General features: G+C 62.0%; 20 protein-coding genes. 9 read left to right on the forward strand and 11 right to left on the reverse strand.

The window, feature by feature from the left end; all coding sequences use genetic code 11:
• The first annotated feature begins 43 nt into the window (after positions 1–43).
• The 3 genes from HX839_RS23325 to HX839_RS23335 all read left to right on the forward strand — a co-directional run bounded on the left by HX839_RS23325 (position 44) and on the right by HX839_RS23335 (position 3,756).
• The gene (locus HX839_RS23325; RefSeq protein WP_003216725.1) at positions 44–1,198 is read left to right on the forward strand and encodes an acyl-CoA dehydrogenase family protein; all 1,155 of its coding nucleotides are present in this window, start codon (positions 44–46) and stop codon (positions 1,196–1,198) included.
• Between the two features lie 187 nt (positions 1,199–1,385).
• A complete protein-coding gene (locus tag HX839_RS23330; RefSeq protein WP_003216727.1) occupies positions 1,386–2,660 on the forward strand; it encodes an MFS transporter in 1,275 nt (424 codons plus the stop codon).
• 169 nt (positions 2,661–2,829) lie between these two features.
• Entirely contained in the window at positions 2,830–3,756 is a 927-nt protein-coding gene (locus HX839_RS23335; protein WP_003216729.1) for a GGDEF domain-containing protein, read from the forward strand.
• Positions 3,757–3,777: 21 nt separating this feature from the next.
• Here the strand turns inward: HX839_RS23335 and HX839_RS23340 are convergent, their stop codons facing one another.
• From HX839_RS23340 to HX839_RS23370, 7 genes are all read right to left on the reverse strand, one after another.
• Entirely contained in the window at positions 3,778–4,539 is a 762-nt protein-coding gene (locus HX839_RS23340) for a TenA family transcriptional regulator (protein ID WP_218166164.1), read from the reverse strand.
• A 79-nt stretch (positions 4,540–4,618) separates the two neighbouring features.
• A complete protein-coding gene (locus HX839_RS23345) occupies positions 4,619–7,081 on the reverse strand; it encodes an EAL domain-containing protein (protein WP_008433239.1) in 2,463 nt (820 codons plus the stop codon).
• Between the two features lie 75 nt (positions 7,082–7,156).
• The gene (locus HX839_RS23350; protein WP_003216734.1) at positions 7,157–8,977 is read right to left on the reverse strand and encodes an ABC transporter ATP-binding protein; all 1,821 of its coding nucleotides are present in this window, start codon (positions 8,975–8,977) and stop codon (positions 7,157–7,159) included.
• Positions 8,970–9,605, reverse strand: a complete 636-nt coding sequence (locus HX839_RS23355; protein ID WP_008433236.1) for a DsbA family protein — start codon at positions 9,603–9,605, stop codon at positions 8,970–8,972. The genes HX839_RS23350 and HX839_RS23355 overlap by 8 nt, the downstream gene beginning before the upstream one ends.
• 3 nt (positions 9,606–9,608) lie before the next feature.
• Complete coding sequence (locus HX839_RS23360; RefSeq protein ID WP_003216738.1) at positions 9,609–10,553, reverse strand: rhodanese-related sulfurtransferase; 945 nt, start codon at positions 10,551–10,553, stop codon at positions 9,609–9,611.
• 139 nt (positions 10,554–10,692) lie between these two features.
• Positions 10,693–10,986, reverse strand: coding sequence for a BolA family transcriptional regulator (locus HX839_RS23365; RefSeq protein WP_003216739.1), 294 nt, complete (start codon positions 10,984–10,986; stop codon positions 10,693–10,695).
• 6 nt (positions 10,987–10,992) lie between these two features.
• Positions 10,993–11,511 (reverse strand): DUF2059 domain-containing protein, encoded by a 519-nt coding sequence (locus HX839_RS23370; protein WP_003216742.1) that lies wholly within the window; start codon positions 11,509–11,511, stop codon positions 10,993–10,995.
• A gap of 193 nt (positions 11,512–11,704) precedes the next feature.
• On the opposite strand from HX839_RS23370, the gene HX839_RS23375 reads away from it, so the two are divergent.
• Positions 11,705–13,093, forward strand: a complete 1,389-nt coding sequence (locus HX839_RS23375; RefSeq protein WP_003216744.1) for a class II fumarate hydratase — start codon at positions 11,705–11,707, stop codon at positions 13,091–13,093.
• Here HX839_RS23375 and HX839_RS23380 read toward each other — a convergent pair.
• The 3 genes from HX839_RS23380 to pap all read right to left on the reverse strand — a co-directional run bounded on the left by HX839_RS23380 (position 13,090) and on the right by pap (position 17,038).
• Positions 13,090–14,046, reverse strand: a complete 957-nt coding sequence (locus HX839_RS23380; protein WP_003216745.1) for a DMT family transporter — start codon at positions 14,044–14,046, stop codon at positions 13,090–13,092. The genes HX839_RS23375 and HX839_RS23380 overlap by 4 nt on opposite strands.
• A 187-nt stretch (positions 14,047–14,233) precedes the next feature.
• Positions 14,234–15,418, reverse strand: a complete 1,185-nt coding sequence (locus tag HX839_RS23385) for a thiolase family protein (RefSeq protein WP_003216747.1) — start codon at positions 15,416–15,418, stop codon at positions 14,234–14,236.
• 102 nt (positions 15,419–15,520) lie between these two features.
• Positions 15,521–17,038, reverse strand: coding sequence for a polyphosphate:AMP phosphotransferase (pap, locus tag HX839_RS23390; protein ID WP_102368465.1), 1,518 nt, complete (start codon positions 17,036–17,038; stop codon positions 15,521–15,523).
• 141 nt (positions 17,039–17,179) lie between these two features.
• On the opposite strand from pap, the gene mnmC reads away from it, so the two are divergent.
• From mnmC to HX839_RS23415, 5 genes are all read left to right on the forward strand, one after another.
• The gene (gene mnmC / locus HX839_RS23395; protein ID WP_177067735.1) at positions 17,180–19,168 is read left to right on the forward strand and encodes a bifunctional tRNA (5-methylaminomethyl-2-thiouridine)(34)-methyltransferase MnmD/FAD-dependent 5-carboxymethylaminomethyl-2-thiouridine(34) oxidoreductase MnmC; all 1,989 of its coding nucleotides are present in this window, start codon (positions 17,180–17,182) and stop codon (positions 19,166–19,168) included.
• Positions 19,169–19,322: 154 nt separating this feature from the next.
• The gene (locus HX839_RS23400; RefSeq protein WP_003216754.1) at positions 19,323–21,095 is read left to right on the forward strand and encodes an N-acetylglutaminylglutamine amidotransferase; all 1,773 of its coding nucleotides are present in this window, start codon (positions 19,323–19,325) and stop codon (positions 21,093–21,095) included.
• A gap of 3 nt (positions 21,096–21,098) precedes the next feature.
• Complete coding sequence (gene ngg, locus HX839_RS23405) at positions 21,099–22,844, forward strand: N-acetylglutaminylglutamine synthetase (protein WP_134326020.1); 1,746 nt, start codon at positions 21,099–21,101, stop codon at positions 22,842–22,844.
• 170 nt (positions 22,845–23,014) lie between these two features.
• Positions 23,015–24,199 carry an osmoprotectant NAGGN system M42 family peptidase gene (locus HX839_RS23410; RefSeq protein WP_003216760.1) on the forward strand — a complete coding sequence of 395 codons (1,185 nt, stop codon included), beginning with the start codon at positions 23,015–23,017 and terminating at the stop codon, positions 24,197–24,199.
• 59 nt (positions 24,200–24,258) lie between these two features.
• Positions 24,259–24,486 carry a YheU family protein gene (locus HX839_RS23415; RefSeq protein ID WP_003192759.1) on the forward strand — a complete coding sequence of 76 codons (228 nt, stop codon included), beginning with the start codon at positions 24,259–24,261 and terminating at the stop codon, positions 24,484–24,486.
• A 3-nt stretch (positions 24,487–24,489) separates the two neighbouring features.
• Here the strand turns inward: HX839_RS23415 and csrA are convergent, their stop codons facing one another.
• Positions 24,490–24,699 (reverse strand): carbon storage regulator CsrA, encoded by a 210-nt coding sequence (csrA, locus tag HX839_RS23420; protein WP_177047113.1) that lies wholly within the window; start codon positions 24,697–24,699, stop codon positions 24,490–24,492.
• Between the last annotated feature and the right edge of the window lie 229 nt (positions 24,700–24,928).

The following is a 24,928-nucleotide window of genomic DNA, read 5'->3' on the forward strand; positions in this document are numbered from 1 at the left end:
TTGACGACAACAGGCCCGCCGAACGGGCCGCTGAGGAATGCACATGATCCGAGACCCCGAAACGCTTCATCTGTTGCTGGAAACCCTGCAGCAGTTCGTCAACGAGGCGCTGATCCCCCGGGAAAACGAACTGGCCGAGACCGATGACGTCCCGGCGGATATCGTCAGCCAGTTCCGCGAGCTGGGCCTGTTTGGCCTGACCTTGCCTGAAGCCTACGGCGGCCTCGGGCTGACCATGGAAGAAGAGGTCAACGTGGCCTTCGAACTGGGCCGCACCTCGCCGGCATTTCGTTCCTACTTCGGCACCAACAACGGCATCGGCTCCATCGGCATCCTGCTGGACGGCACCGAGGCGCAGAAGCAGCACTACCTGCCAAAACTCGCCAGCGGTGAACTGCTCAGTTCGTTCTGCCTGACCGAGCCGGACTCCGGCTCCGACGCCGCCTCGCTGAAAACCACGGCGGTGCGCGACGGTGACCACTATGTCATCAACGGCACCAAGCGCTTTATCACCAACGCCCCCCACGCCGGGATCTACACGGTGATGGCCCGTACCAACCCGGACATCAAGGGCGCGGGCGGCATCAGTGCATTCATTGTCGAGCGCAACACCCCCGGCCTGTCCCTGGGCAAGCGCGACCACAAGATGGGCCAGAAAGGCGCCCACACGTGCGACGTGATTTTCGACAACGTGCGCGTACCGGCCGACCAACTGATCGGCGGCGTCGAAGGCGTGGGGTTCAAGACGGCGATGAAGGTGCTCGACAAGGGCCGCCTGCACATCGCCGCCGTCAGCGTCGGGGCCGCCGAGCGCATGCTCAACGATGCCCTGAACTACGCCCTGGAGCGCAAGCAGTTCGGCCAGCCGATCGCCGAGTTCCAGCTGATCCAGGCGATGCTCGCCGACAGCAAGGCCGAGATCTACGCCGCCCGCTGCATGGTGGTGGACGCTGCGCGCAAGCGTGACGAAGGCCTGAACATCGGCACCGAAGCGTCCTGCTCGAAAATGTTCGCCACGGAAATGTGCGGTCGGGTGGCCGACCGTTGTGTGCAGATTCACGGCGGTGCCGGGTATGTGAGCGAGTACGCCATCGAGCGGTTCTATCGCGATGTGCGCTTGTTCCGCCTGTATGAAGGCACTACGCAGATCCAGCAATTGGTGATCGCCCGCAACATGATTCGCGAGGCCAAGCACTGAACCCCGGGAACAACACTGGACCAATGTGGGAGCGGGCTTGCTCGCGAATGCGGTACATCAGCCACCGGATGCATTAACTGACACACCGTTTTCGCGAGCAAGCCCGCTCCCACATTTTGACCGTGTTCCAACCGCATTACCGCAACACCCATAACTTGTGCCCTAACAACTACAACAAGGTATCGCTATGGAAGTCGCCGCTTCGGCGGGTGCGTTGTCGCCCGCGCAAAACAAACTGTGGATCATCGTATTCATCTTCTGCTTCCTCGGCCTGCTGATCGACGGTGCCGACTTGATGCTGCTGTCCTACAGCCTCAGCAGCCTCAAGGCCGAGTTCGGCCTAACCAGCGTCGAAGCCGGCAGCCTGGGCAGCTTCACCCTGGCCGGGATGGCCATCGGCGGGATTTACGGCGGTTGGGCCTGTGACCGTTTTGGCCGGGTGAAAACCGTGGTCTGGAGCATCGTGCTGTTCTCCGCCGGCACGGCGATCCTGGGCATGACCCACAGCTATTGGCAGTTCGCGAGCACCCGTTTCTTCGCGTCCCTGGGCCTCGGCGCGCTGTATGTCGCGTGCAACACCCTGATGGCCGAATACGTGCCGACCCGCTATCGCACCACCGTGCTCGGCACCTTGCAGGCCGGTTGGTCGGTGGGCTACATCGTCGCCACCCTGCTCGCCGGCTGGATCCTGCCGAACCACGGCTGGCGCTGGTTGTTCTACGTGGCGATCATCCCGGTGATCCTCGCCGTACTGATGCAACGCCTGGTGCCGGAGCCGCAAGCCTGGATCAAGGCCCAGGCCGAACGTGCCCGGGAAAAGGCCGAAGGCATCAAGCGCGTGTCGGCGAAGAAACCCGACGGCATGTTCAAGCTGATCTTCAGCGACCCGAAAGCCAGCCGCATGTTTATCCTCTGGGCACTGACCGCAGGCTTCCTGCAGTTCGGCTACTACGGCGTGAACAACTGGATGCCGTCATACCTGGAAGGCGAGCTGGGGATGAACTTCAAGTCGATGACCAGCTACATGGTCGGCACCTACGCGGCGATGATTTTCGGCAAGATCCTCGCCGGGCTCGCGGCAGACCGCCTGGGCCGGCGCCTGGTGTTCGCCGTCGGCGCGCTGGGCACGGCGATTTTCCTGCCGGTGATCGTGCTGTTCCAGAGCCCGGACAACATCCTGTGGATGCTGATTGTGTTCGGTTTCCTGTACGGCATCCCCTACGGCGTGAATGCGACCTACATGACCGAAAGCTTCGAAGCGAAATTTCGCGGCTCGGCAGTGGGCGGCGCCTACAACATTGGCCGAATCGGCGCGGCGGTGGCACCAGCAGCCATTGGTTTCCTGGCGTCCCATGGCTCGATTGGCGTGGGATTCCTGGTCATGGGCGGCGCGTACTTTATCTGCGGCGTAATCCCAGCGCTGTTTATCCGCGACAAGCAGTTCGACCCGCAAAAACAATAAGCCCTAACCCGGGGCCCGCGGCGACGCGGCCCCGGCTATAAGACGTGCGGCAGTTATACCCTTAGACAAACCGGGCTAGACTGTACGTCAGTCCTACGGAACTGAAGGAACAGTACGACGCTCTCACCCAGCCTGTAAGACAGTTTTGTGCTTAGAGGCTCATTCGCTTATGAAAACACCGACCCAGACCAACGCAATTGACTTCGACAGCGCCAAATTGCAACGCCTGGGCTTTGGTCAGCCTTCCCTTCTTACACGACGCCCCGCGACGGTTGAGCAACTTCGCCAGCAACTGGGCATGCAATTGCAAACCAGCCTGGAGCCGGAGCATATCCTTGCGTTGTTCTTCCGCGAGATCCAACGCCTGGTGCCGCTGGACGCCCTGCAATACCGCCACGAAGCCAGCGACCTGCGCCTGGAGTACGGTCACCGCGGCCATCATTCGGTGAGCTATGCCCTCAGCCATGAAGGCGAGCACCTTGGCGAACTGGTGTTTCGGCGCAACCAACGCTTTCTCGAAGACGAACTGGCCAACCTGGAATCGCTGCTGGCCACCTTGCTCTACCCGATGCGCAATGCCCTGCTCTACCGTGCGGCGACTCGCAGTGCCCTGCGCGACCCACTGACCGAAACCGGTAACCGCATCGCCATGGACCAGACCCTGCAACGGGAAATCGACATGGCTCGCCGGCACCTGCAACCCCTGTCCTTGCTGATGCTGGACATCGACCACTTCAAGCACATCAACGACAGCCACGGCCATGCCACGGGCGACAAGGTGCTCAAGGCGGTCGCCGCCTCGATCAAGAGCCAGCTGCGCAATGTGGACATGGTGTTCCGGTTTGGCGGGGAAGAGTTTCTGATCCTGCTGTCCAACACCGGCCGGGACGCGGCGTCGATGGTCGGCGAGCGCCTGCGTCAGGCGGCACAGGCCCAGGATTATTGGGCGGATGATGAGCGGATCGAATTGACGGTGAGCCTGGGCTGCTCGACCTTGCTGGCGGGAGAGTCCGCCGAGAGCCTGTTGCGCCGGGCGGACAGTGCCTTGTATGTGGCCAAGCGTGAAGGCCGCAATCGGCTGGCAATGGCGGGGTAATTTACCCCGCCATCACCCCGTTTACGCCTCGCTGGCAACCAGGGCCGGTTGTTTGCGGGGGGCGGCCACCGACTTTTCCAGCTGCATGCAACGTTCCAGGAACAGGTACATGTAGTCGTAGCTCTTGCAGACCGCCTGGCGCAGCTCTACCTGCAGTTCCTTGGTCGGGTTCATGCCGGCCAGGGTGCAGATGATTTCCAGGGCTTCCCAGGGATGTGCGTCATCGTACTGGGCATGCATCTTCAGCCACTTCATCGCGCGCTTGCGGTCTTCCTCAGGGAAAGCCGCGGCATAGACGCCGGTGGAACACACCACGGCGGACCACTCCCCAGTGGCCCCCTCGATGGCGTAGTTGGTGGCGGCAATCGCGACAATCAGCGAATCGGCCGAGCTGGTGTGCCAGCACCAGTGGCTCAGTGCATGCAGCTCCGGCGGCACTTCCTGTGCCTGCAATTCTTCCAGGCTGACACCATGGGCGCGGGCCCAATGCACCCAATAATCGGCGTGGTTGAGTTCCACGCGAATATTGCGCATCAGCCAGCGGCGCGCCATGTCCTCCCCAGGATGGCGGGCAAATTTGGTCTTGGTGAGGTTCTGTGCCATGTACAACGCAAACTGTTCAACCACCGGCCAGCCACCAATCAGGTAGTGGCGCATGGTCTTGGCGCTGAGCTTGTTATCGCGCATGCGCTGGTACAGTTCGTGTTCGACAACGCGACGCTTGCTCTCGCTACAGTCCTGGATCAGCTGTTGCGCCCAGGCGGGGTAACTTGAGGCTTCCATAAGCGGGCCGGTTCTGTTGAATGTGTCGATCACTGTCGGGCTCCTTTTGATTTGTGATATGTACAGACCAGCAAATGTTTCATCGGAACGTGCCAGGCGCCTTGAATAACAGAGGCTGCGGTCGCACAGGTCGACACTGCAAACTATCAAAGGTAAACAACTGCGGTCGCTCGATCAGGTATCCCTGAGCGTAGTCGACCCCGATCTCAAGCAAGGCTTGTTCGATCTGGGGTGTCTCGACAAATTCGGCAATTGTGCGCTTACCCATGACATGACCGATGTGATTGATCACTTCGACCATAGCGCGGTTAATCGGGTCGTCCAGCATATCCTTTACGAAACTTCCATCGATCTTCAAGAAGTCTACAGGTAAATGTTTAAGATATGCGAACGAGGACATCCCGGCGCAGAAGTCATCCAGGGAGAAATGGCACCCTAACTCTTTGAGCTCGTTGATAAAACGAATCGCACTACCCAAATTCGCTATAGCGCTGGTTTCTGTAATTTCAAAACAAATCATTTCCGGTGGAATGCCATAGGCAATGAATTGCTCACGCAGGAACCCAAGAAAGTCCTCATCGCCGATGGTAGTGCCTGACAGATTGATCGCACACATGGCCATGGGCCGGCCCGGGCGCTCACGCATGCAGCCCGCGATGATCTTGAACACGTTCTCCACCACCCAACGGTCCAGGGAGGTCATCAAGCCGTAACGCTCGGCGGCCGGGATAAAACTGTCCGGCAGGATGATCCGCCCCGCCTCGTCATGCAGGCGCAGCAGGATTTCGATATGCCCATCCCCCTGTTCGGTGTGCCCAAGGGGCGCGATTTCCTGGGCGTACAGGCAAAAACGGTTCTCTTCCAGCGCCATGTGCAGGCGCTGCACCCAGGCCATCTCGCCAAAGCGCAGGGACAATTCCGAGTCATCGGCGTGATACACCTGCACCCGGTTGCGGCCCTTTTCCTTGGCCATGTAGCACGCCATGTCGGCGGCTCGCAGGGAAGTCTCCAGGGTGGTCGGGGCGTGCGTGATGTGCACCAGGCCAATACTCACGGTGGTGACAAACGGCCTGCCCTTCCACACAAAGTGCAGGCTCTGCACGGTGTGGCGCAGGCTTTCGGCGATTTTTTCCGCCACCGGCGCCGGGCAGTTCTCCAGCAGGATGCCGAACTCGTCGCCGCCCAGCCGGGCCAGGGTGTCACCTTCACGCAGGTCGGACTGCAAGAGCGCGCAGATATGCCGCAACAGTTCATCCCCCGCGGCATGCCCGCAGGTGTCGTTGACCAGCTTGAACTGGTCCAGGTCGAGGAACATCAAGGCATGGCGCCCGGTTTGCTGGCGCCCGACGTTGTGCAGCACCTGCTCCAGGCGGAACTCGAACTCGCGGCGGTTGGCCAGGCCGGTCAAGGCGTCGTGGGTGGCCTGCCAGGACAGGTTGGCGATGTACTGGCGTTCCTGTGTCATGTCGTGCAACACCAGCACCGCGCCGACGACTTTGCCGGCACTGCGGATCGGCGCGCCCACCAGGGTGACGGACACGGTGGTGCCGTCCAGGCGCTGGATCAGCTTGGAGTGCTCGCTGCCCCCACCGAGCTGGCCGCCCAATATGTGTTCGATCAGGGTAAAGCCGTCGGCCTGGGCATTTTCGTCCAGCAGGTTGAACAGCGCCGCCAGCGGCAGCCCCTGGGCCTGGGCGGCTTTCCAATGGGTCAGGGCTTCGGCGGCCGGGTTCATATACGCAATGGCGCCGTCGACATCGGTGGTGATCACTCCGTCGCCAATCGACTCCAGGGTGATCTGCGCCCGCTCCTTCTCCAACTGGAGCGCGTCGGCAAACGCATGTCGCTGGGCCAGCAGCTTGTGGGTGCGCAACAGCGCCAGCACGATCAAGCCGAGTGCCGTGGCCAGGTTGGTCACCAGCAGCAGGCGCAGGATCATCCGCGAGCCTTCACCCAGGGCATCGCTGAAGGCTTTCGCGGCCGGCGTCACCCCGTCGTTGATCGCGAAGATCCGCTGCTTCCAGCGGTGTACGTCGCTGCCGCTGACCTGATTGGCCATGATCGCTCGGTGCATCTCCTGGGCCAGGTCGTCCAGTTGCACAAGGTAGCCATCGCCCACCGTCCACAGTTCGATGGCTTTTTCCAGGTAACTGAAATGGCGGAAGTTGAGGTACAGCCAGATCAGGCTGGAAACGTCGTCAGGGTGGTTACCGCCCTTGAGGATGCCCTGGCGCGCGGCAGGCAGGTCCGGCGTCGGGCGGTCCAGGGCCAGCCGCAGCTCATGCCCGCCCTGGGGTACGGCAATCGCGTTCTGGTATTTGAGGTAGGTGGCTTCGTCGCGGCTGTCGGCGTAGAGCGTCAGGTAAAAGATCGCGTCTTTCTGGCCCTTGGACCACAGGCTTTCGCCCGCCACATAACCGCGCACCGCCGAGAGTACGTAGAGACTGACGCAGCCTAACAATGCCTGGAACAGCACGACGGCGATAAAAGGCCACACAATGCCCAATAACCGAGGGGTTCCGAGAGTCTGCTTTTGCTTCATGAGGTCCCTTGCACATGCACAACTAAAATACGCACGCGAGTGAAAACCGCTCCTGATAGCTCAGCGTAGGCTAAATCACCGCACTTGTTGCAAGTGTCCGTAAAGTTTGGCGTACAAGCCACCATCAGCAATCAACTGCTGATGGTCGCCATCTTCGGCAATATGGCCGCCATCGAACACCAATACCCGATCCGCCTGTTTCACCGCCGACAGCCTGTGGGCGATGATCAAGGTGGTACGGCCACTGAGAAACCGCGCCAGCGCCTGGTGCAGGTTGTATTCGGTTGCCGCATCCAGGGCCGAGGTGGCTTCGTCGAGTATTACCACTTTCGGCTCCGCCAGCACCATCCGTGCAATGGCCAGGCGTTGACGCTGCCCGCCGGAAAAGCGCACGCCGGAGCGTCCGACCACGCTGTCCAGGCCCAGCGGCAGCGCCTTGACGGTCGCATCCAGCTGGGCAATTTCCAGCGCCTGCCAACAGGCCTGGTCGCTGCGCTCGCGGCCCATGGTCAGGTTGGCGCGCACCGTATCATTGAACAGTGCCGGGTGCTGCAGCACCACGGAGACATTCTCGCGAATCGTCTCCAGGCCGATTTCCTGCTGGGTCGAACCACCGAAGCGAATGCTGCCGGCCTGCGGCGTATACAGCCCCAGCAACAGCTGCACCAGGGTACTTTTGCCGCCGCCGCTGGCGCCGACAATCGCGACTTTTTCACCCGGGGCGATGTTCAGGTTCAACTGGTCCAGCACCAGTTCCTCACCGTAGCCGAAATTCAGGCCGCGCACTTCGATGCCGACGGTCTCGCGTCCGGTAAACGGATCGGCACCGCCCGCGTATTGCGGTTCATCGGCGCGGGCCAGCAGTTCGTTGATCCGCGTCAGCGCCCCGCCCGCCGCGTAGTAGGCGTATTGCAGGTTCAGCAACTGTTCCACCGGGCTGATCATGAACCACAGGTAACTGAACACCGCGAGCATCTGGCCGATGGACAGGTCGGAAAACAGCACCGTCAGCATCGCCGCCGCACGGAAGATGTCGATACCGAACTGGAACAGCAAGCCACTGGCGCGGCTGGAGGCGTCGCTTTTCCACTGGGAATTGACCGCAAAATCCCGCACTTCCTGGGCCCGCTGGCCCAGGCGACCGAGGAAAAAGCCCTGGCGATTGCCGGCACGCACTTCCTGGATCGCATCGAGGGTTTCGGTCAGCGCCTGGGTGAAACGCGACGTGCTGTCGTTTTCCAGCTTCTTCAGGTGCTTGACCCGCTTGCCCAACTGCACCGTGGCGTAGATCACCAGCGGGTTGAACAGCAGGATCAACAGTGCCAGCTTCCAGTGCATCCACATCAGGATCCCGGAGGTGCCTACCAGGGTGAGCATCGCCACCAGGAACCGGCTGAGGGTTTCACCGACGAATTTGTCCACCGTGTCCAGGTCGGTGACCAGGTGCGTAGTCACCGTGCCGCTGCCCAGGCTTTCGTATTCGCTGAGGGAAATGCGCTTGAGGCGCTCGATCAGCCGCACGCGAATGCGATAGACGATGTCCTTGGCCAGCCGCGCAAACAACCGCGCCTGCAGCACGTTGAACACCAGGGCACCGCAACGCAGCAGCAAGGTCACCAGCAGCATCAGGCCGATATAGCCGGCGGCCTTCTGCCAACCCAGGGGCAATGCGTGGTTCATCACCTTCAGTGCCGCATCGCCATGGCCCAACAGCACTTCGTCCACCAGCAACGGCAGCAGCAATGGAATCGGCACGCTGCACAAGGTTGCCAGCACGGCGACGCCATTGGCGATCCACAGGGATTTCTTGTGATGCAGCGCCAGGCGGCGGACTTCCGCCCAGGTCAGCCGGTCGACACGCTTGGGTTGCTCAACGGGATCGGGCTGATCATGCACAGGCAGCTCGCTCCAGCCAGCGGCTCAGCAGCGGCGCCAATTCGGACAGCGGCTGATAGCCGTTGGTCAGCAGCGCCAGTTGCCCATTACGCTCCGCCAGCAAGGTCGGGAAACCGGCGATACCCAAGTCCTGGACCCAAGTGAAATCCGCCGCGGTGGCCGCGTGCTGGTCGGCGCGATCGAAAGCTTCGGCGAACTCGATACGCGGCACGCCGGCGGTCTCGGCCAGTTCCACCAATACGTCGGCGCGGGTCACGTCGCGCCCTTCGACGTAGAACGCCTGCTGGATCAGGCCCAGCAGTTTCCACGCGCAATCCGGCGCCAGGCTGCGGGCAGTGACCACGGCGCGGCAAGCCGGCTCGGTGTCGTAGACAAAACCATCAGGCAGTGCACCTTCACGCTTGAACGGCTGGCCGGTAGCGTCGGTCACGGCCTGCCAATGCTCAAGAATATAGCGCCGGGTCGTCGGCTCCAGCGCCGCGCCACTGCCGGTGCGCAAGCCGCCCACCACCAGGTGCAGCTCCACGCCTGCGGCCTGGGCCTGCTCAACCAGCGCCTTGGCCACCGGGGCGAAACCCCAGCACCAGGAGCACATCGGATCCATTACATAGAGCAGGCGTGCGGACATGGCTCAGGCCTCGGAGGATGGGGATTGCTTGTAGTTGTAGCCAATCGGGTGCGGCATATTGCGGGCCTTGGCCAGTTCAATCTGCTTTTGCCGGTCGATCGCGCTGCGACGGGTCTTCTCTGAAAGCTTATCCCAGCAATGCGGGCAACTGATGCCAGCTACATAGTGTTCGGATGCACGGTCCTCGACGCTGACCGGTGTGCGGCAGGCATGACATTGATCGTAGTCGCCTTCGCTCAAGTCGTGGCGCACGGTCACGCGATTGTCGAACACAAAGCAGTCGCCCTGCCACTTGGTTTCTTCCTGCGGCACCTCTTCGAGGTACTTCAGGATGCCGCCCTTGAGGTGATACACCTCGTCGAAACCCTCGCTGAGCATATAGCTCGAGGCCTTTTCGCAACGAATGCCGCCGGTGCAGAACATGGCGACTTTCTTGTGTTTGGCCGGGTCGAAGTTGGCTTTGATGTAGTCGGGAAATTCGCGGAAGCTGGTGGTCTTCGGGTCGATCGCGCCTTCAAAGGTGCCGATGGACACTTCGTAGTCGTTGCGGGTATCGATCAGCAGCACTTCAGGGTCGCTGATCAGCGCATTCCAGTCCTGCGGCTCGACGTAGGTGCCGACTTTCTTGTTCGGGTCGACGCCTTCGACGCCCAGGGTCACGATCTCTTTCTTGAGCTTGACCTTGGTGCGGTAGAACGGCTGCTCGTCACAGTACGACTCTTTATGGTCGATGTCGTCCATGCGCGGGTCGTTCTTGAGCCAGGCCATCAAGCCATCAATGCCTTCGCGGCTGCCGGAAACGGTGCCGTTGATGCCTTCTTCGGCGATCAGCAAGGTGCCTTTGATGCCGTTGTCGACCATCGCCTGCAGCAGTGGCTCGCGCAGGGCGACGTAATCTTCGAGGGTGACGAACTTATACAGTGCCGCCACGACAATCGGTTGAGTCATGGGTGTTCTCTCCAGGTGGCTACCCTCGTAAAGGGTGAACCGGATGCAAAAAAAACGCGCCGACTGAGCGGCGCGTTGCGGATTCTAACAAAAATGGCGACGATTATGGACCGCCACATCAAGCTGATGTGCCACAGTGTCAGTGACCGCCGGCGCAGGTCGGCGAGGCCGGGGCTGCGTCGATTTTCGCCCATTCTTCAGGCGTGTAGGTATGCAGCGCCAACGCATGGAATTCGCTCATCAGGTCACCCAACGTGGCATAGACCTTCTGGTGGCGCTTGACGCGGTTGAGGCCCTCGAACTGCTGGCTGACCAGCACGGCCTTGAAGTGGGTCTGCAACCCACGGCTGTGCATATGGCTTTCATCCAGCACGCTCAAGTGTTCCGGGCTCAGGGCGACGAGTGCCGATTCGATACGCTGTTGCATGGTCATTCCTGTTTACTTCTTCTTGGCCGGGGCCGGGGCTTTTGGCGTCAGCTCGTTGGTCATGTCTTCCAGCAGCTTGTTCACCACAGGTACCGCGCTTTCCAGCTTGGCCTGGGTCATCTGGGCCGATTGCTGGGTCAGCTGGGGCATTTTCTCCAGGACTTTCTTGCCCAGTGGCGACTGGTAGAACGCAACCAGGTCCTTGAGCTCGGATTCGCTGAAGTTGTCGGTGTAGAGCTTGATCATGTCCGGCTTGAGCTTGTTCCAGCCGATGGCCTGGTCCAGGGCGGTGTTGGCCTTGGCCTGGTAGGTGTCCAGGACGGTTTGCTTGGAAGCAGGCGCCTTGGTCTGCTCGAAACGCTGGGCGAACATTTGTTGCACTTGCATGTACACCGGGGTACCCAGCTTGTCGGCATGGGCCAGGGTAAGGAAGGCTTCGGCACTGGCGTTGTGGCTGGCGGTATCGGCAAAAACCTGGCCGCTGGCACATACCAGAGCAACCGCGGTACAGATGGCACGAAGACGAGTCATCGAGTTTCCTTTTCTAGCAGGCGAGGTAAGACCCCAAGGGCGCCCATTCTGCGCCTAAAAAACGCCGCGGCTCAACCCCACGCCTTGTGGGGCCTGGTTTTGCGGGGCTTAATCCGATGAAAAGTCTTTTAAGGGAACCCCACCGGACGATCAGGGCCTAAACTGCGCAAACGAACCTGAAGGAGTGTGCCCGATGAGCCGTATCGAAACCGACAGCCTGGGAGAAGTGCAAGTCCCGGATGACGCTTACTGGGGCGCGCAGACCCAACGCTCACTGGTGAACTTCGCCATCGGCGACCAGCGCATGCCCCTGGCTGTGTTGCACGCCCTGGCCCTGATCAAGAAGGCTGCGGCCCGGGTCAACGACCGCAATGGCGACCTGCCCGCCGACATTGCCCGGTTGATCGAACAGGCCGCCGACGAAGTGCTCGCCGGCGAACACGACGACCAGTTTCCCCTGGTGGTGTGGCAGACCGGCAGCGGCACCCAGAGCAACATGAACGCCAACGAAGTGATCGCCGGCCGTGCCAACGAGCTGGCGGGCAAGCCCCGCGGCGGCAAGAGCCCGGTGCATCCCAACGACCACGTCAACCGTTCCCAGAGTTCCAACGACTGCTTCCCCACCGCCATGAGCATCGCCGCCGTGCAGGCCGTCACCGAGAAGCTGTTGCCGGCGATCCGTGAACTGTCTGGTGGTTTGGCAGAGTTGTCGGCGCGCCACATGAAGCTGGTGAAAACCGGCCGCACCCACATGATGGATGCGACGCCCATCACCTTCGGCCAGGAAGTCTCGGCCTTTATAGCGCAACTCGACTACGCCGAACGCGCGATCCGCAGCGCCCTGCCCGCCGTGTGTGAACTGGCCCAGGGTGGTACTGCCGTCGGCACCGGGCTCAATTCACCCCACGGTTTTGGCGAGGCGATTGCCTCGGAATTGGCCGCGCTGTCGGGCCTGCCGTTTGTCACCGCACCGAACAAATTCGCCGCGCTGTCGGGCCATGAGCCGTTGACCACCCTGCACGGCGCCTTGAAGACCCTGGCCGTGGCCCTGATGAAAATCGCCAACGACCTGCGCCTGCTGGGCTCCGGCCCGCGTGCCGGGCTGGCGGAAGTCAAGTTGCCGGCGAATGAACCGGGCAGCTCGATCATGCCCGGCAAGGTCAACCCGACCCAGTGCGAAGCGCTGTCGATGCTGGCCTGCCAGGTGCTGGGCAATGACGTGACCATTGGCTTCGCCGCCAGCCAGGGCCACTTGCAGTTGAACGTGTACAAGCCGGTGATCATCCACAACCTGCTGGAATCGATCCGCCTGCTGGCCGACGGTTGCAGCAACTTCCAAGAGCACTGCATCGCCGGCCTGGAACCCGACGCCGAGCAAATGGCCGCGCACCTTGAGCGTGGCCTGATGCTGGTGACTGCGCTGAACCCGCACATCGGCTACGACAAGTCCGCCGAGATTGCCAAGAAGGCCTATGCCGAAGGGCTGACCCTACGGGAAGCGGCGCTGAAGCTGGGCTATCTCACGGACGAAGAGTTCGACCAGTGGGTGCGTCCGGAAAACATGCTGGAAGCCGGTCATTAAGACGCCAATCGTGCACGCCGGGCCCTGAGCCCGGCGAACAGCGACGGCGCCAACGCCACGGTCGCAGACCCCAGCACCACCAACACGGCACCGCCGTAGCCGAGGGCATTGATGTCTTCGGCGTGCACATACTCGGGCCACATCCAGGCGGCCAGCGCCACCGCGACGAAAGTCACCAATGGCGTCAGCGCCAGGGTGGCGCTGACCCGCGAGGCTTCCCAGTGGGCCAGGGCTTCGGCGAATGCGCCGTAGGCAATCAGCGTATTGAAACAGCAGGCCAGCAGCAGCCAGCCTTGCAGCGGGCTCAGTTGCAGCGCTTCCATCGGGTGCGCCCATGGCGTCAGCAAGAGCGCGCAGGACAGGTAGATCACCATCATCACCTGCAACGAATTCCATACCGTCAGCAACTGCTTCTGGCCCAGGGCGTAGAAGGTCCAGATGGTGGTGGCCAAGAGAATCGTCAGCACCCCGGCGGTGTAGCTGCCCAGGGAGGTCAACAACTCGGTCAGGCGCTGGTTGAAGAACAGGCCGAAGCCGATGATCAGCACCAGCAGGCCCATGCCCTGCCCGAGGCTGAAGCGTTCCTTGAACACGAAGACGCTGGCGATCATCAGGAAGATCGGGCCCACCTGTACCACCAGTTGCGCGGTGCCGGGGCTCAGCAGTTTGAGGCCGACCAGGTAGAGCACGTAGTTGCCCATCAGGCCGCACACGGCGATTGCTACCAGCCAGCCACCTTTTGGTCCGAGGGAGCGCCAGCTGGGCAGGCGCCTTACGGCGGCGAGATAGATAAACAGACAACTGCCGGAGACGACCAGGCGAAACCAGGTGACGGTGACGGGGTCCATCACCTGCAAGACCTGTTTGAGTTTGATCGGCAGAATGCCCCAGAGCAGCGCGGTCAGCAGGGCCAGGGATAAACCGTAGACCCAACGGCCCGATGAGATGTGCATGAGTGCCCCGAATGCCTGAGGTGGAGGAGGTGCATTCTAGGGGGATGTGAACGGATTGGGATACGGTGCTGATCAAATGTGGGAGCGGGCTTGCTCGCGAAGGCGGTCTATCAGCCAACATTTTCATCGACTGCCCCGCCGCATTCGCGAGCAAGTCGAATCGTCGCACCGCCACTCCCACACTGAGTCAGCGTACGGCTTCGAACAAGCCGGTGGCCCCCATGCCGCCGCCCACACACATAGTGACAATGCCGTAACGCAACTTGCGCCGCTGCAACTCACGCACCAGATGCCCCACCTGCCGCGACCCCGTCATCCCAAACGGATGCCCGATGGAAATCGACCCACCGTTGACGTTGTACTTGGCGTTATCAATTTCCAGCCGATTACGCGCATAAAGGCACTGCGAGGCAAACGCCTCATTCAACTCCCACAAATCAATATCCGCCACTGCCAGCCCACGGGCCTTGAGCAACTTGGGCACCGAAAACACCGGCCCGATCCCCATCTCATCCGGCTCACACCCCGCCACCGTAAACCCGCGAAAAAACGCCTTGGGCTTAAGCCCCAGTTCCAGCGCTTTTTCCAGGCTCATCACCAGTGTCATGGAAGCCCCATCAGACAACTGCGACGAATTCCCCGCCGTCACCGACCCATCCTCCGCAAACACCGGCTTCAATCCCGCAAGACTGGCCAACGTCGTATCCGGACGATTGCAATCATCCCGATCCACCACCCCCTCCAACACCTGCACCGCGCCAGTGTTCTTGTCCTCAACCTTGTACTTCACCGCCATCGGCACGATTTCATCATCGAACAACCCGTCAGCCTGGGCCTGAGCCGTACGCTGCTGGCTTTGCAGCGCATACAGATCCTGCTCTTCACGACTGACGTGATACCGCCGCGCAACGATTTCCGCCGTCTGCCCCATGGGAAAGTAAATGCCCGGCACCTGCTCCTTGAGCAACGGATTGATCAGGTTATCGGTGTTGACGCTCTTCATGGTCAGGCTGATGGACTCGACCCCACCGGCGACAATGATCTCGCTGCAACCGGAAGCAATCTGGTTGGCGGCGATCGCAATCGCCTGCAACCCCGAGGAACAGAAACGGTTGAGGGTCATGCCCGCCGTACCGGTACCCAGTTGCGACAACACCGCCACATTGCGGCCGATGTTGTAGCCCTGGGCACCTTCGTTGGAACCGGCGCCGACGATGCAGTCCTCGACCGTGGCCGGGTCGATGCCGTTGCGGGTCAGCAACGCGTTCACGCAATGGGCAGCCATGTCATCGGGACGGGTCTGGTTGAACTTGCCGCGAAAGGACTTGGCCAGGCCGGTTCGCACGCTGTCGACGATCACTACTTCACGCATGGGCTACCTCAATTGTTGTGGTTGTTGAGAGATGGATCGAGCATAGATCCCGCCCTCTTCAACCGCGACAATCATTCACCCCGCGTATGCAAAAGCATGGCGTTACTTCTTCTTGTCCTTCTTGTCATGCTTGTCGGTCTTGTCGAACGCTTCCTCCAGCGCCCGGTTGATGGTGCGCAGTACCTTCACCCGCGCCCAGCGCTTGTCGTTGGCTTCAACCAGCGTCCACGGCGCAATCTCGGTGCTGGTGCGGTCTACCATGTCGCCCACCGCCGCCCGGTAGTCGTCCCACTTCTCGCGGTTACGCCAGTCGTCCTCGGTGATCTTGAAGCGTTTGAACGGAATTTCCTCGCGGGCCTGGAACCGCTCCAGCTGCGTCTGCTTGTCGATCGCCAGCCAGAACTTGACCACGATCACCCCGGCGTCGCGCAGTTGCTCTTCGAAGTCGTTGATCTCGCCGTAGGCGCGCATCCAGTCCGTCGGCGTGCAGAAGCCTTCGATGCGTTCCACCAGCACCCGGCCATACCAGGAGCGGTCGAACACGGTGAACATGCCCCGCGCCGGAATTTTCTGCCAGAAACGCCACAGGTAAGGCTGGGCGCGCTCGTCTTCACTGGGCGCGGCGATCGGCACGATGTGGTACTGCCGGGGATCGAGGGCTGCCGCCACACGCCGGATGGCCCCACCCTTGCCCGCCGCGTCGTTGCCTTCAAACACCGTCACCAACGCGTGCTTGCGCATGCGTTTGTCGCGCATCAGCCCGGAGAACCGTGCCTGCTCGGTAATCAGTTGTTCTTCGTAATCGTCCTTTTCAAGGCTCAGGCTCATGTCCAGGCTGTTCAGCAGGCTCATCTGGTCAACCGCCGATGGCAGCGGCGCCGGGTTCATGCCGCTGGCTTTACCCTTGGGCACTTTCAAGGCGTTTTGCAGGCCTTCGAGCAGGATCTTGCCGACGGTCAGCCCGCGGTAGTGCGCATCGACACCCTCGATCACATACCAAGGCGCATAGTCACGACTGGTGCGGCGCAGGATCCGCTCACCAAAATGCACAAACTTGTCGTAGGTCTTGGACTGCTGCCAGTCCAGCGGGCTGATGCGCCAGCTGTGCAGTGGGTCGTCCTGCAAGGCCTTGAGCCGGGATTTCATTTGCTTCTTGGAGAGGTGAAACCAGAACTTGAAGATCAGCGCGCCTTCGTCACACAGCATCTTTTCCAGGCGCTCGGCACCGGCGATGGCCTGGTCGAGCCGCGCATCCTTGATCTCGCCATGGACGCGACTCTGCAGCATCTGGCTGTACCAGTTACCAAAAAAGACCCCCATGCGACCTTTCGCCGGCAGCTGGCGCCAGTAGCGCCAGGCCGGCGGGCGGGCCAGTTCTTCGTCGGTCTGCTGGTCGAAGGTGCGCACCTCGATCAGGCGCGGGTCCATCCATTCATTCAGCAATTTGACGGTTTCACCCTTGCCCGCACCTTCGATGCCATTGATCAGGATGATCACCGGGAAGCGCTTCTGCTGTTGCAGTTCGTACTGCACTTCCAGCAAGGCTTCACGCAGGGCCGGCACTTCGGCGTCGTAGGTGTCTTTGTCGATGGCGTGACCGATTTCGGCAGATTCGAACATGGGCGGCTCCGTTCCAGAAGTGATCAAGACTAGCGGATTGGGCAACAACACGTGGCAGGAAATTCCACAGCGGCTTGCCATGGATCAATGACAACCCTGTTGATCAGCTAGAATGGCCGCCTTGCCTTTGCCGAGCCGCTCATGAACCCCGTATCCCACGCCCAGCTTGACTGGGATGACCAAGGTCGCCCGCACTCGCGGGTCTTCGATGACGTGTACTTCTCCGACAAGTCGGGCCTTGAAGAAACCCGCTACGTATTCCTCGAACAGAACCGTTTGCAGGAACGCTTTGCGGCGCTGCCGGTGGGTGGGCGCTTGGTGATCGGTGAGACCGGCTTCGGCACCGGCCTGAATTTCCTGTGCGCCTGGCAGTTGTTCGAACAACACGCGGTGGCGGGCGCACGCCTGCATTTTGTCAGCGTGGAAAAGTACCCGCTGAGCCGCGCCGACCTGCAGCGCGCCCTCGCCCTCTGGCCGGAACTGGCGCCGTTCGCCGAGCAACTGCTGGCGCAATACATCGCGATTCACCAAGGCTTCCAGCGGCTGGTACTGGACACCGGTCGAGTCACCCTGACGTTGCTGATCGGCGACGCCCTGGAGCAATTGCCGCAGCTGGACGCGCAGGTCGACGCCTGGTTCCTCGACGGTTTCGCCCCGGCCAAGAACCCCGACATGTGGACTGCCGAGCTGTTCGCCGAACTGGCGCGGCTGGCGGCGCCGGGCTCGACCATCAGCACCTTTACCAGCACCGGCTGGGTACGGCGGTTGATCAACGCCGCCGGGTTCAAGATGAAGCGCACCCCCGGCATCGGCCACAAGTGGGAAATCCTGCGGGGTGAGTTTCTCGGCTGGCCCGCTGAAACGCCTGCGCCTGCCGCGGCAAAACCCTGGTTTGCGCGCCCGCCTGCGGTTTCCGGTGAACGCCATGCACTGGTCATCGGTGGTGGCCTGGCCGGTTGCGCCACGGCGGCCAGCCTGGCGGCACGCGGCTGGCGCGTCAGTTTGCTGGAACGCCACGCAGCGCTCGCGCAGGAAGCCTCCGGCAACCCGCAAGGGGTGTTGTACCTCAAGCTTTCCGCCCATGGCACGGCACTTTCGCAGTTGATTCTCAGCGGTTTCGGCCACACCCGGCGCCTGCTGGAACACCTGCAACGTGGCGTGGACTGGGATGGCTGCGGCGTGCTGCAACTGGCCTTCAACGCCAAGGAAGCCGAGCGTCAGGCACAACTGGCCGGCGCTTTTGCCCCGGACCTGTTGCACCTGCTGGATAAAGAGCAGGCACAGGTGCGCGCCGGGATAACGCTGGAGCAAGGTGGGTTGTTCTTCCCCGAGGGCGGCTGGGTTCACCCGCCGGCGCTGTGCGAATGGCAAGCCAGGCACCCGCTGATCGAAGTGCTCCAGCACCACGACGCCCTTGAGCTCAAGCAGGTCGACGGTCAGTGGCAGGCGTTGCAGGACGATACGGTTCTGGCTCAAGCCAGTGTGGTCGTGCTGGCCGGCGCCGCCGAGATCAAGCGGTTTTCCTTCAGCGCTGACTTGCCCCTCAAGCGCATCCGCGGGCAAATCACTCGCCTGCCGCAAACGGCGCAAAGCCAGGCGTTGGCCACGGTGGTGTGCGCCGAGGGCTACGTCGCCCCGCCACGCCTGGGCGAGCACACCCTCGGTGCCAGCTTCGACTTCAAGAGCGATGACCTTACGCCCACGGTGGCCGAGCACGTGGGCAATCTGGAGATGCTGCGGGAAATCTCCCTCGATTTGCTGCAACGCCTGGGCGCCGACAGCCTGGCACCCGAACAGCTTGAAGGCCGCGCCGCCTTCCGTTGCACCAGCCCGGACTACCTGCCGATCGTCGGACCGCTGGCGCAGCGAGAAGCGTTTGATCACACCTACGCCGCCCTTGGCAAAGACGCCCGGCAGGTCCCTGATGCGCCGTGCCCGTGGTTGCACGGCGTGTATATCAACAGTGGCCATGGCTCACGGGGGCTGGTCACCGCGCCACTCTGTGCAGAGCTGCTGGCCGCCTGGCTCGACGATGAGCCGCTACCGCTGCCGCGCAGTGTCAGCGAAGCCTGTCACCCCAATCGCTTCGCGCTGCGCGCCCTGATCCGCGGTAACCCAGGCAAATCCTGAGGGCGACGACGGGCTTGCAACCCGTCAAGGCTCTTTGCCTTATAACGTATTGTTCTAAAACTCCCACAATTTACCCGGGTCAGTCTCTGGGTACCCGCCGTTTTGGCGGGCTGCATTTCTATCCCTCCCCAACGGAAAAACCGGTAAGGAATTTATGTGCGGATTAGCTGGAGAGTTACGTTTCGATCACCAACCTGCCGACCTGGCAGCGGTGGAACGAATCACCCATCACTTGGCGCCACGCGGTCCTGACGCGTGGGGCTTTCATGCCCAGGGGCCGATTGCCCTGGGCCATCGACGCCTGAAAATCATGGACCTGTCGGATGGCTCCGCCCAACCGATGGTCGACGCCCAACTGGGCCTGTCCCTGGCGTTCAACGGCGCGATCTATAACTTCCCGGAATTGCGTGAAGAGCTGGAAGCCCTGGGCTACGCCTTCTATTCCGGTGGCGACACCGAAGTGCTGCTCAAGGGCTACCACGCCTGGGGCGAAGCCCTGCTGCCCAAGCTCAACGGGATGTTCGCCTTCGCCATCTGGGAGCGCGATGCCCAGCGCCTGTTTATCGCCCGTGACCGCCTCGGCGTGAAGCCGCTGTACCTGTCGCGCACCGGCCAGCGCCTGCGTTTTGCCTCGGCCCTGCCGGCGCTGCTCAAGGGTGGCGATATCAACCCGATCCTCGATCCGGTGGCCCTCAATCACTACCTGAACTTCCACGCCGTGGTGCCTGCGCCGCGCACCCTGCTGGCGGGCATTGAAAAGCTGCCGCCCGCCTCCTGGATGCGCATCGACGCCGATGGCAAGACTGAACAGAAAACCTGGTGGACCCTGCCCTACGGCCCCCACGCCGACGAAGCCAACCTGACCCTGGAAGACTGGACCGACCGCGTGCTCGACAGCACCCGCGAAGCCGTGGCGATTCGTCAGCGGGCGGCGGTGGATGTGGGCGTGCTGCTTTCCGGCGGTGTCGACTCCAGCATGCTGGTGGGCCTGTTGCGGGAAGTCGGCGTGCAGGACCTGTCGACCTTCTCCATCGGCTTTGAAGACGCGGGCGGCGAGCGCGGCGACGAGTTCCAGTATTCGGACTTGATCGCCAAGCATTACGGCACCCGTCACCACCAACTGCGTATCGCCGAAAGCGAAATCATCGAGCAGTTGCCGGCGGCGTTCCGTGCCATGAGCGAGCCGATGGTCAGTCATGACTGCATCGCCTTCTACCTGCTGTCCCGGGAAGTGGCCAAGCACTGCAAGGTGGTGCAAAGCGGCCAGGGCGCCGATGAACTGTTCGCCGGTTACCACTGGTACCCGCAGGTGGATGGCGCAAGCGACCCGTACGCGGCCTACCGCGACGCATTTTTCGACCGCAGCTACGACGACTATGCCGCTACCGTCGCGCCGAAATGGTTGACCGCGAATGACGCCGCCGGTGACTTCGTGCGCGAGCATTTCGCCCAGCCCGGCGCCGATGCGGCGGTGGACAAAGCCCTGCGCCTGGACAGCACCGTGATGCTGGTGGATGACCCGGTCAAGCGCGTCGACAACATGACCATGGCCTGGGGCCTGGAAGCGCGCACACCGTTTCTCGACTATCGCCTGGTAGAACTGTCGGCCCGCGTGCCGGGCAAATTCAAACTGCCGGACGGCGGCAAGCAAGTGCTCAAGGAAGCGGCGCGCCGGGTGATCCCGAGCGAGGTCATCGATCGCAAGAAAGGCTACTTCCCGGTGCCCGGCCTCAAGCATTTGCAGGGTGACACCTTGAACTGGGTGCGTGAGCTGCTGCTGGACCCAAGCCAGGACCGCGGCCTGTTCAACCCGGCCATGCTCGACCGCCTGCTCACCGATCCCCAAGGCCAACTGACCCCGTTGCGCGGCTCCAAGCTGTGGCAACTGGCGGCGCTGAACCTGTGGCTCAGCGAACAAGGAATCTGATTCATGAAACCTCATGCCACGGCTTACAGCCAACGCTTGCTGCGAGGCCAGGCGCCCTCCTACGAGCGCCTGCAAGCCCGCTTCGCCGAAGACGGCAGCGAACTGGACCCCACGCCGATTGCCGTGCATTGCGGTTGGGGCCGGCTGTTGATCGGCCACACCTTCCCGGACCCGGCGAGCCTGGCCCTGGAGTTGCTCAACGAGCAGCCCGGCGAGCGGGATATCGCGCTGTATGTGGCGGCGCCGCAGCAGATCCTCGGGATTGATCCCCAGCAGTTGTTTCTCGACCCGTCCGATACCCTGCGCCTGTGGTTCACCGACTATCGCCCGGCAACCCGGGTGTTTCGCGGGTTCCGGATTCGCCGGGTACAAACCGAGGCGGACTGGCAAGCGGTGAACCAGTTGTACCAGGGGCGCGGCATGTTGCCGGTGGACCCGGCACTGCTCACGCCACGCCATCAAGGCGGCCCGGTGTATTGGCTGGCCGAGGACGAAGACAGCGGCGCGGTGATCGGCAGCGTGATGGGCCTGAACCACCAGAAGGCCTTTCACGATCCGGAGAACGGCTGCAGCCTCTGGTGCCTGGCGGTCGACCCGCAATGCACCCGCCCCGGGGTGGGTGAAGTGCTGGTGCGCCACTTGATCGAACACTTCATGAGCCGTGGCCTGAGCTACCTCGACCTGTCGGTGCTGCACGACAACCGCCAGGCAAAAAGTCTCTACGCCAAGCTTGGCTTTCGCGCGCTGACCACCTTCGCCATCAAGCGCAAGAACGGGATCAACCAGCCGCTGTTCCTCGGCCCTGGCCCGCAGGCGGAGTTCAATCCCTATGCGCGGATCATCGTCGAGGAAGCTCATCGGCGCGGGATCGACGTGCAAGTGGACGATGCCGATGCCGGCTTGTTCACCCTGAGCCACGGTGGCCGCCGGGTGCGCTGCCGCGAATCCCTCAGCGACCTGACCAGCGCCATCAGCATGACTTTGTGCCAGGACAAGAGCCTGACCCACAAGGTGTTCAAGGCCGCAGGCCTGAACCTTCCGGCCCAGCAATTGGCCGGCAGTGCCGATGACAACCTGGAGTTTCTCGACGAGCACCAGCGTATTGTGGTCAAGCCGCTGGATGGCGAACAAGGCCAGGGGGTGGCGGTGGATTTGCAGACCATTGAAGACGTGCAAAAAGCCATTGAGGCGGCCCGCCAATTCGACACCCGTGTACTGCTGGAAAGCTTCCACGAAGGCCTCGACCTGCGCATTCTGGTGATCGGCTTTGAAGTGGTTGCCGCCGCCATTCGGCGCCCGGCGGAAGTCACCGGCGATGGTCAGCATTCCATTGGCGCGTTGATCGAAGCCCAGAGCCGCCGACGCCAGGCCGCCACCGATGGCGAAAGCAAAATCCCCCTGGACCATGAAACCCAACGCACCCTGCAGGCGGCCGGCTACGACTACAACAGCATCCTGCCCCGTGGCGAACGCCTGGCGGTGCGGCGTACCGCCAACCTGCACACCGGCGGTTGCCTGGAAGACGTCACCGCCATCCTCCACCCGACCCTGGTGGACGCCGCCGTGCGCGCCGCCCGTGCCCTCGACATTCCCATGGTGGGCCTGGACCTGATGGTGCCGGCCGCCGACCAACCGGACTACGTGTTTATCGAAGCCAACGAACGGGCCGGGCTGGCCAACCATGAACCGCAGCCGACGGCTGAAAAGTTCGTGGACCTGTTGTTTCCCCATAGCCAACCGACGGCTTGAGAAAGGTGTTGCCTTGACTGGCGCTTTCGCGAGCAAGCCCGCTCCCACAGGGGAATGCATTCCAAATGTGGGAGCGGGCTTGCTCGCGAAGACGCCGGTACAGCCAACACAATCTCTGAGGCGCCCCTTTCATCGAAACCATCGATGCCCTCAACTCATCAGGAGTTTCCATGACCCGAACCATCCCCGAACCGGATCTCGCTTACCTGCAAAAAGTGCTGCTGGAAATGCTCGCCATTCCCAGCCCCACCGGGTTTACCGACACCATCGTGCGCTACGTTGCCGAGCGCCTTGAGGAACTGGGCATTCCCTTTGAAATGACCCGGCGCGGCACCATCCGCGCCACCCTCAAGGGCCAGAAAAACAGCCCCGACCGCGCCGTTTCCGCGCACCTGGACACCATCGGCGCCGCCGTGCGGGCGATCAAGGACAATGGCCGCCTGACCCTCGCGCCGGTGGGCTGCTGGTCCAGCCGTTTTGCCGAAGGCAGTCGCGTCAGCCTGTTCACCGATAACGGAGTGATCCGTGGCAGCGTGTTGCCGTTGATGGCCTCCGGTCACGCGTTCAATACGGCCGTGGATGAAATGCCCATCAGTTGGGACCACATCGAACTGCGCCTGGATGCCTACTGCGCCACCCGCGCCGACTGTGACTCCCTGGGTATCAGCGTCGGCGATTTCGTCGCCTTCGACCCGCTGCCGGAATTCACCGAGAGCGGGCATATCAGCGCCCGCCACCTGGACGATAAAGCCGGGGTTGCCGCGCTGCTGGCGGCGCTCAAGGCGATTGTCGACAGCGGCCAGCCGCTGCTGATCGACTGCCATCCGCTGTTCACCATCACCGAAGAAACCGGCAGTGGTGCGGCGGCGGCATTGCCGTGGGATGTGAGTGAGTTCGTCGGCATCGACATTGCGCCGGTGGCCCACGAGCAGCACTCCAGCGAGCACGCGGTGAGTGTGGCGATGCAGGATTCCGGCGGGCCGTATGACTATCACCTGTCCCGCCACCTGCTGCGCCTGGCGGCGGAAAATGAGCTACCGGTGCGTCGCGACCTGTTTCGCTACTACTTCAGCGACGCGCATTCGGCGGTGACCGCCGGCCACGACATTCGCACCGCACTGCTGGCATTCGGTTGCGATGCCACCCATGGTTATGAGCGCACGCACATCGACAGCCTCGCCGCGCTGAGTCGCCTGCTGGGCGCGTACATCCTCAGCCCGCCGGTGTTCGCCAGCGATGCACAGCCGGCCAAGGGCTCCCTCGACCGGTTCAGTCACCAGATCGAACACGACACACAAATGGAGAGTGATACCCGCGTGCCGTCGGTGGACAGCCTGGTGGGCCAAAAAACCTGAGACTGGCAACTCGGATCCCGGCGCAGTAGCATCGCCGGGATTCCCTAGCCGAGGCTTGTATGCTGATTCCCTACGATGCACTTGAAGTCGACACCCTGACACGCCTCATCGAAGACTTCGTGACCCGCGACGGCACCGACAATGGTGACGACACCCCCCTGGAAACACGGGTGCTGCGGGTACGCCAGGCGCTGACCAAGGGCCAGGCGCTGATTGTTTTCGACCCCGAAAGCGAGCAGTGCCAGTTGATGCTCAAGCACGATGTGCCCAAGCACCTGTTCGACTGAGACTCAAGGATTGGGCACAGGCACTGGATGGGTGTTGGTCTGCTGCCCGTGGCGACTGAGGATCTTCTGATAGACCTCCGCCCGGTGCACATTGACCCCCACCGGCGCTTCCACACCCAGCTTCACTTGGGTGCCGTTCACTTCCAGAATGCGCAAAGTGATCTGGTCACCCACCGAAATTATTTCACCTACCGCGCGGCTTAATACCAGCATGGGGTTCGTCCTTTTTAAGTTACCGAACCCCGACCATGCGCTCCCTGCCTGGCACCATCAATGGCCTTCAGGTTAAACAGGCATGCCTTACACATCAGGGTAAATTACCCTACAGACAGGCAGTGAATAATCTCGAATTACACCCAAGAACCAAACGATATGTTCAAATTTGCAGGCGCTCTCTGTGGCTAGAGAGCTTGTTGTGGCGAGGAGCTTGCTGTGGCGAGGG

The organism is Pseudomonas sp. I8001, assembly GCF_013385345.1.
Lineage (GTDB): Bacteria > Pseudomonadota > Gammaproteobacteria > Pseudomonadales > Pseudomonadaceae > Aquipseudomonas.

Bases quoted from the DNA above. Each gene is read 5' to 3' on its own strand.
- HX839_RS23325 (WP_003216725.1), top strand. From the start codon at position 44: ATGATCCGAGACCCCGAAACGCTTCATCTGTTGCTGGAAACCCTGCAG.
- HX839_RS23330 (WP_003216727.1), top strand. From the start codon at position 1,386: ATGGAAGTCGCCGCTTCGGCGGGTGCGTTGTCGCCCGCGCAAAACAAA.
- HX839_RS23335 (WP_003216729.1), top strand. From the start codon at position 2,830: ATGAAAACACCGACCCAGACCAACGCAATTGACTTCGACAGCGCCAAA.
- HX839_RS23340 (WP_218166164.1), bottom strand. From the start codon at position 4,539: ATGGAAGCCTCAAGTTACCCCGCCTGGGCGCAACAGCTGATCCAGGAC.
- HX839_RS23345 (WP_008433239.1), bottom strand. From the start codon at position 7,081: ATGAAGCAAAAGCAGACTCTCGGAACCCCTCGGTTATTGGGCATTGTG.
- HX839_RS23355 (WP_008433236.1), bottom strand. From the start codon at position 9,605: ATGTCCGCACGCCTGCTCTATGTAATGGATCCGATGTGCTCCTGGTGC.
- HX839_RS23360 (WP_003216738.1), bottom strand. From the start codon at position 10,553: ATGACTCAACCGATTGTCGTGGCGGCACTGTATAAGTTCGTCACCCTC.
- HX839_RS23365 (WP_003216739.1), bottom strand. From the start codon at position 10,986: ATGACCATGCAACAGCGTATCGAATCGGCACTCGTCGCCCTGAGCCCG.
- HX839_RS23370 (WP_003216742.1), bottom strand. From the start codon at position 11,511: ATGACTCGTCTTCGTGCCATCTGTACCGCGGTTGCTCTGGTATGTGCC.
- HX839_RS23375 (WP_003216744.1), top strand. From the start codon at position 11,705: ATGAGCCGTATCGAAACCGACAGCCTGGGAGAAGTGCAAGTCCCGGAT.
- HX839_RS23380 (WP_003216745.1), bottom strand. From the start codon at position 14,046: ATGCACATCTCATCGGGCCGTTGGGTCTACGGTTTATCCCTGGCCCTG.
- HX839_RS23385 (WP_003216747.1), bottom strand. From the start codon at position 15,418: ATGCGTGAAGTAGTGATCGTCGACAGCGTGCGAACCGGCCTGGCCAAG.
- pap (WP_102368465.1), bottom strand. From the start codon at position 17,038: ATGTTCGAATCTGCCGAAATCGGTCACGCCATCGACAAAGACACCTAC.
- mnmC (WP_177067735.1), top strand. From the start codon at position 17,180: ATGAACCCCGTATCCCACGCCCAGCTTGACTGGGATGACCAAGGTCGC.
- HX839_RS23400 (WP_003216754.1), top strand. From the start codon at position 19,323: ATGTGCGGATTAGCTGGAGAGTTACGTTTCGATCACCAACCTGCCGAC.
- ngg (WP_134326020.1), top strand. From the start codon at position 21,099: ATGAAACCTCATGCCACGGCTTACAGCCAACGCTTGCTGCGAGGCCAG.
- HX839_RS23410 (WP_003216760.1), top strand. From the start codon at position 23,015: ATGACCCGAACCATCCCCGAACCGGATCTCGCTTACCTGCAAAAAGTG.
- HX839_RS23415 (WP_003192759.1), top strand. From the start codon at position 24,259: ATGCTGATTCCCTACGATGCACTTGAAGTCGACACCCTGACACGCCTC.
- csrA (WP_177047113.1), bottom strand. From the start codon at position 24,699: ATGCTGGTATTAAGCCGCGCGGTAGGTGAAATAATTTCGGTGGGTGAC.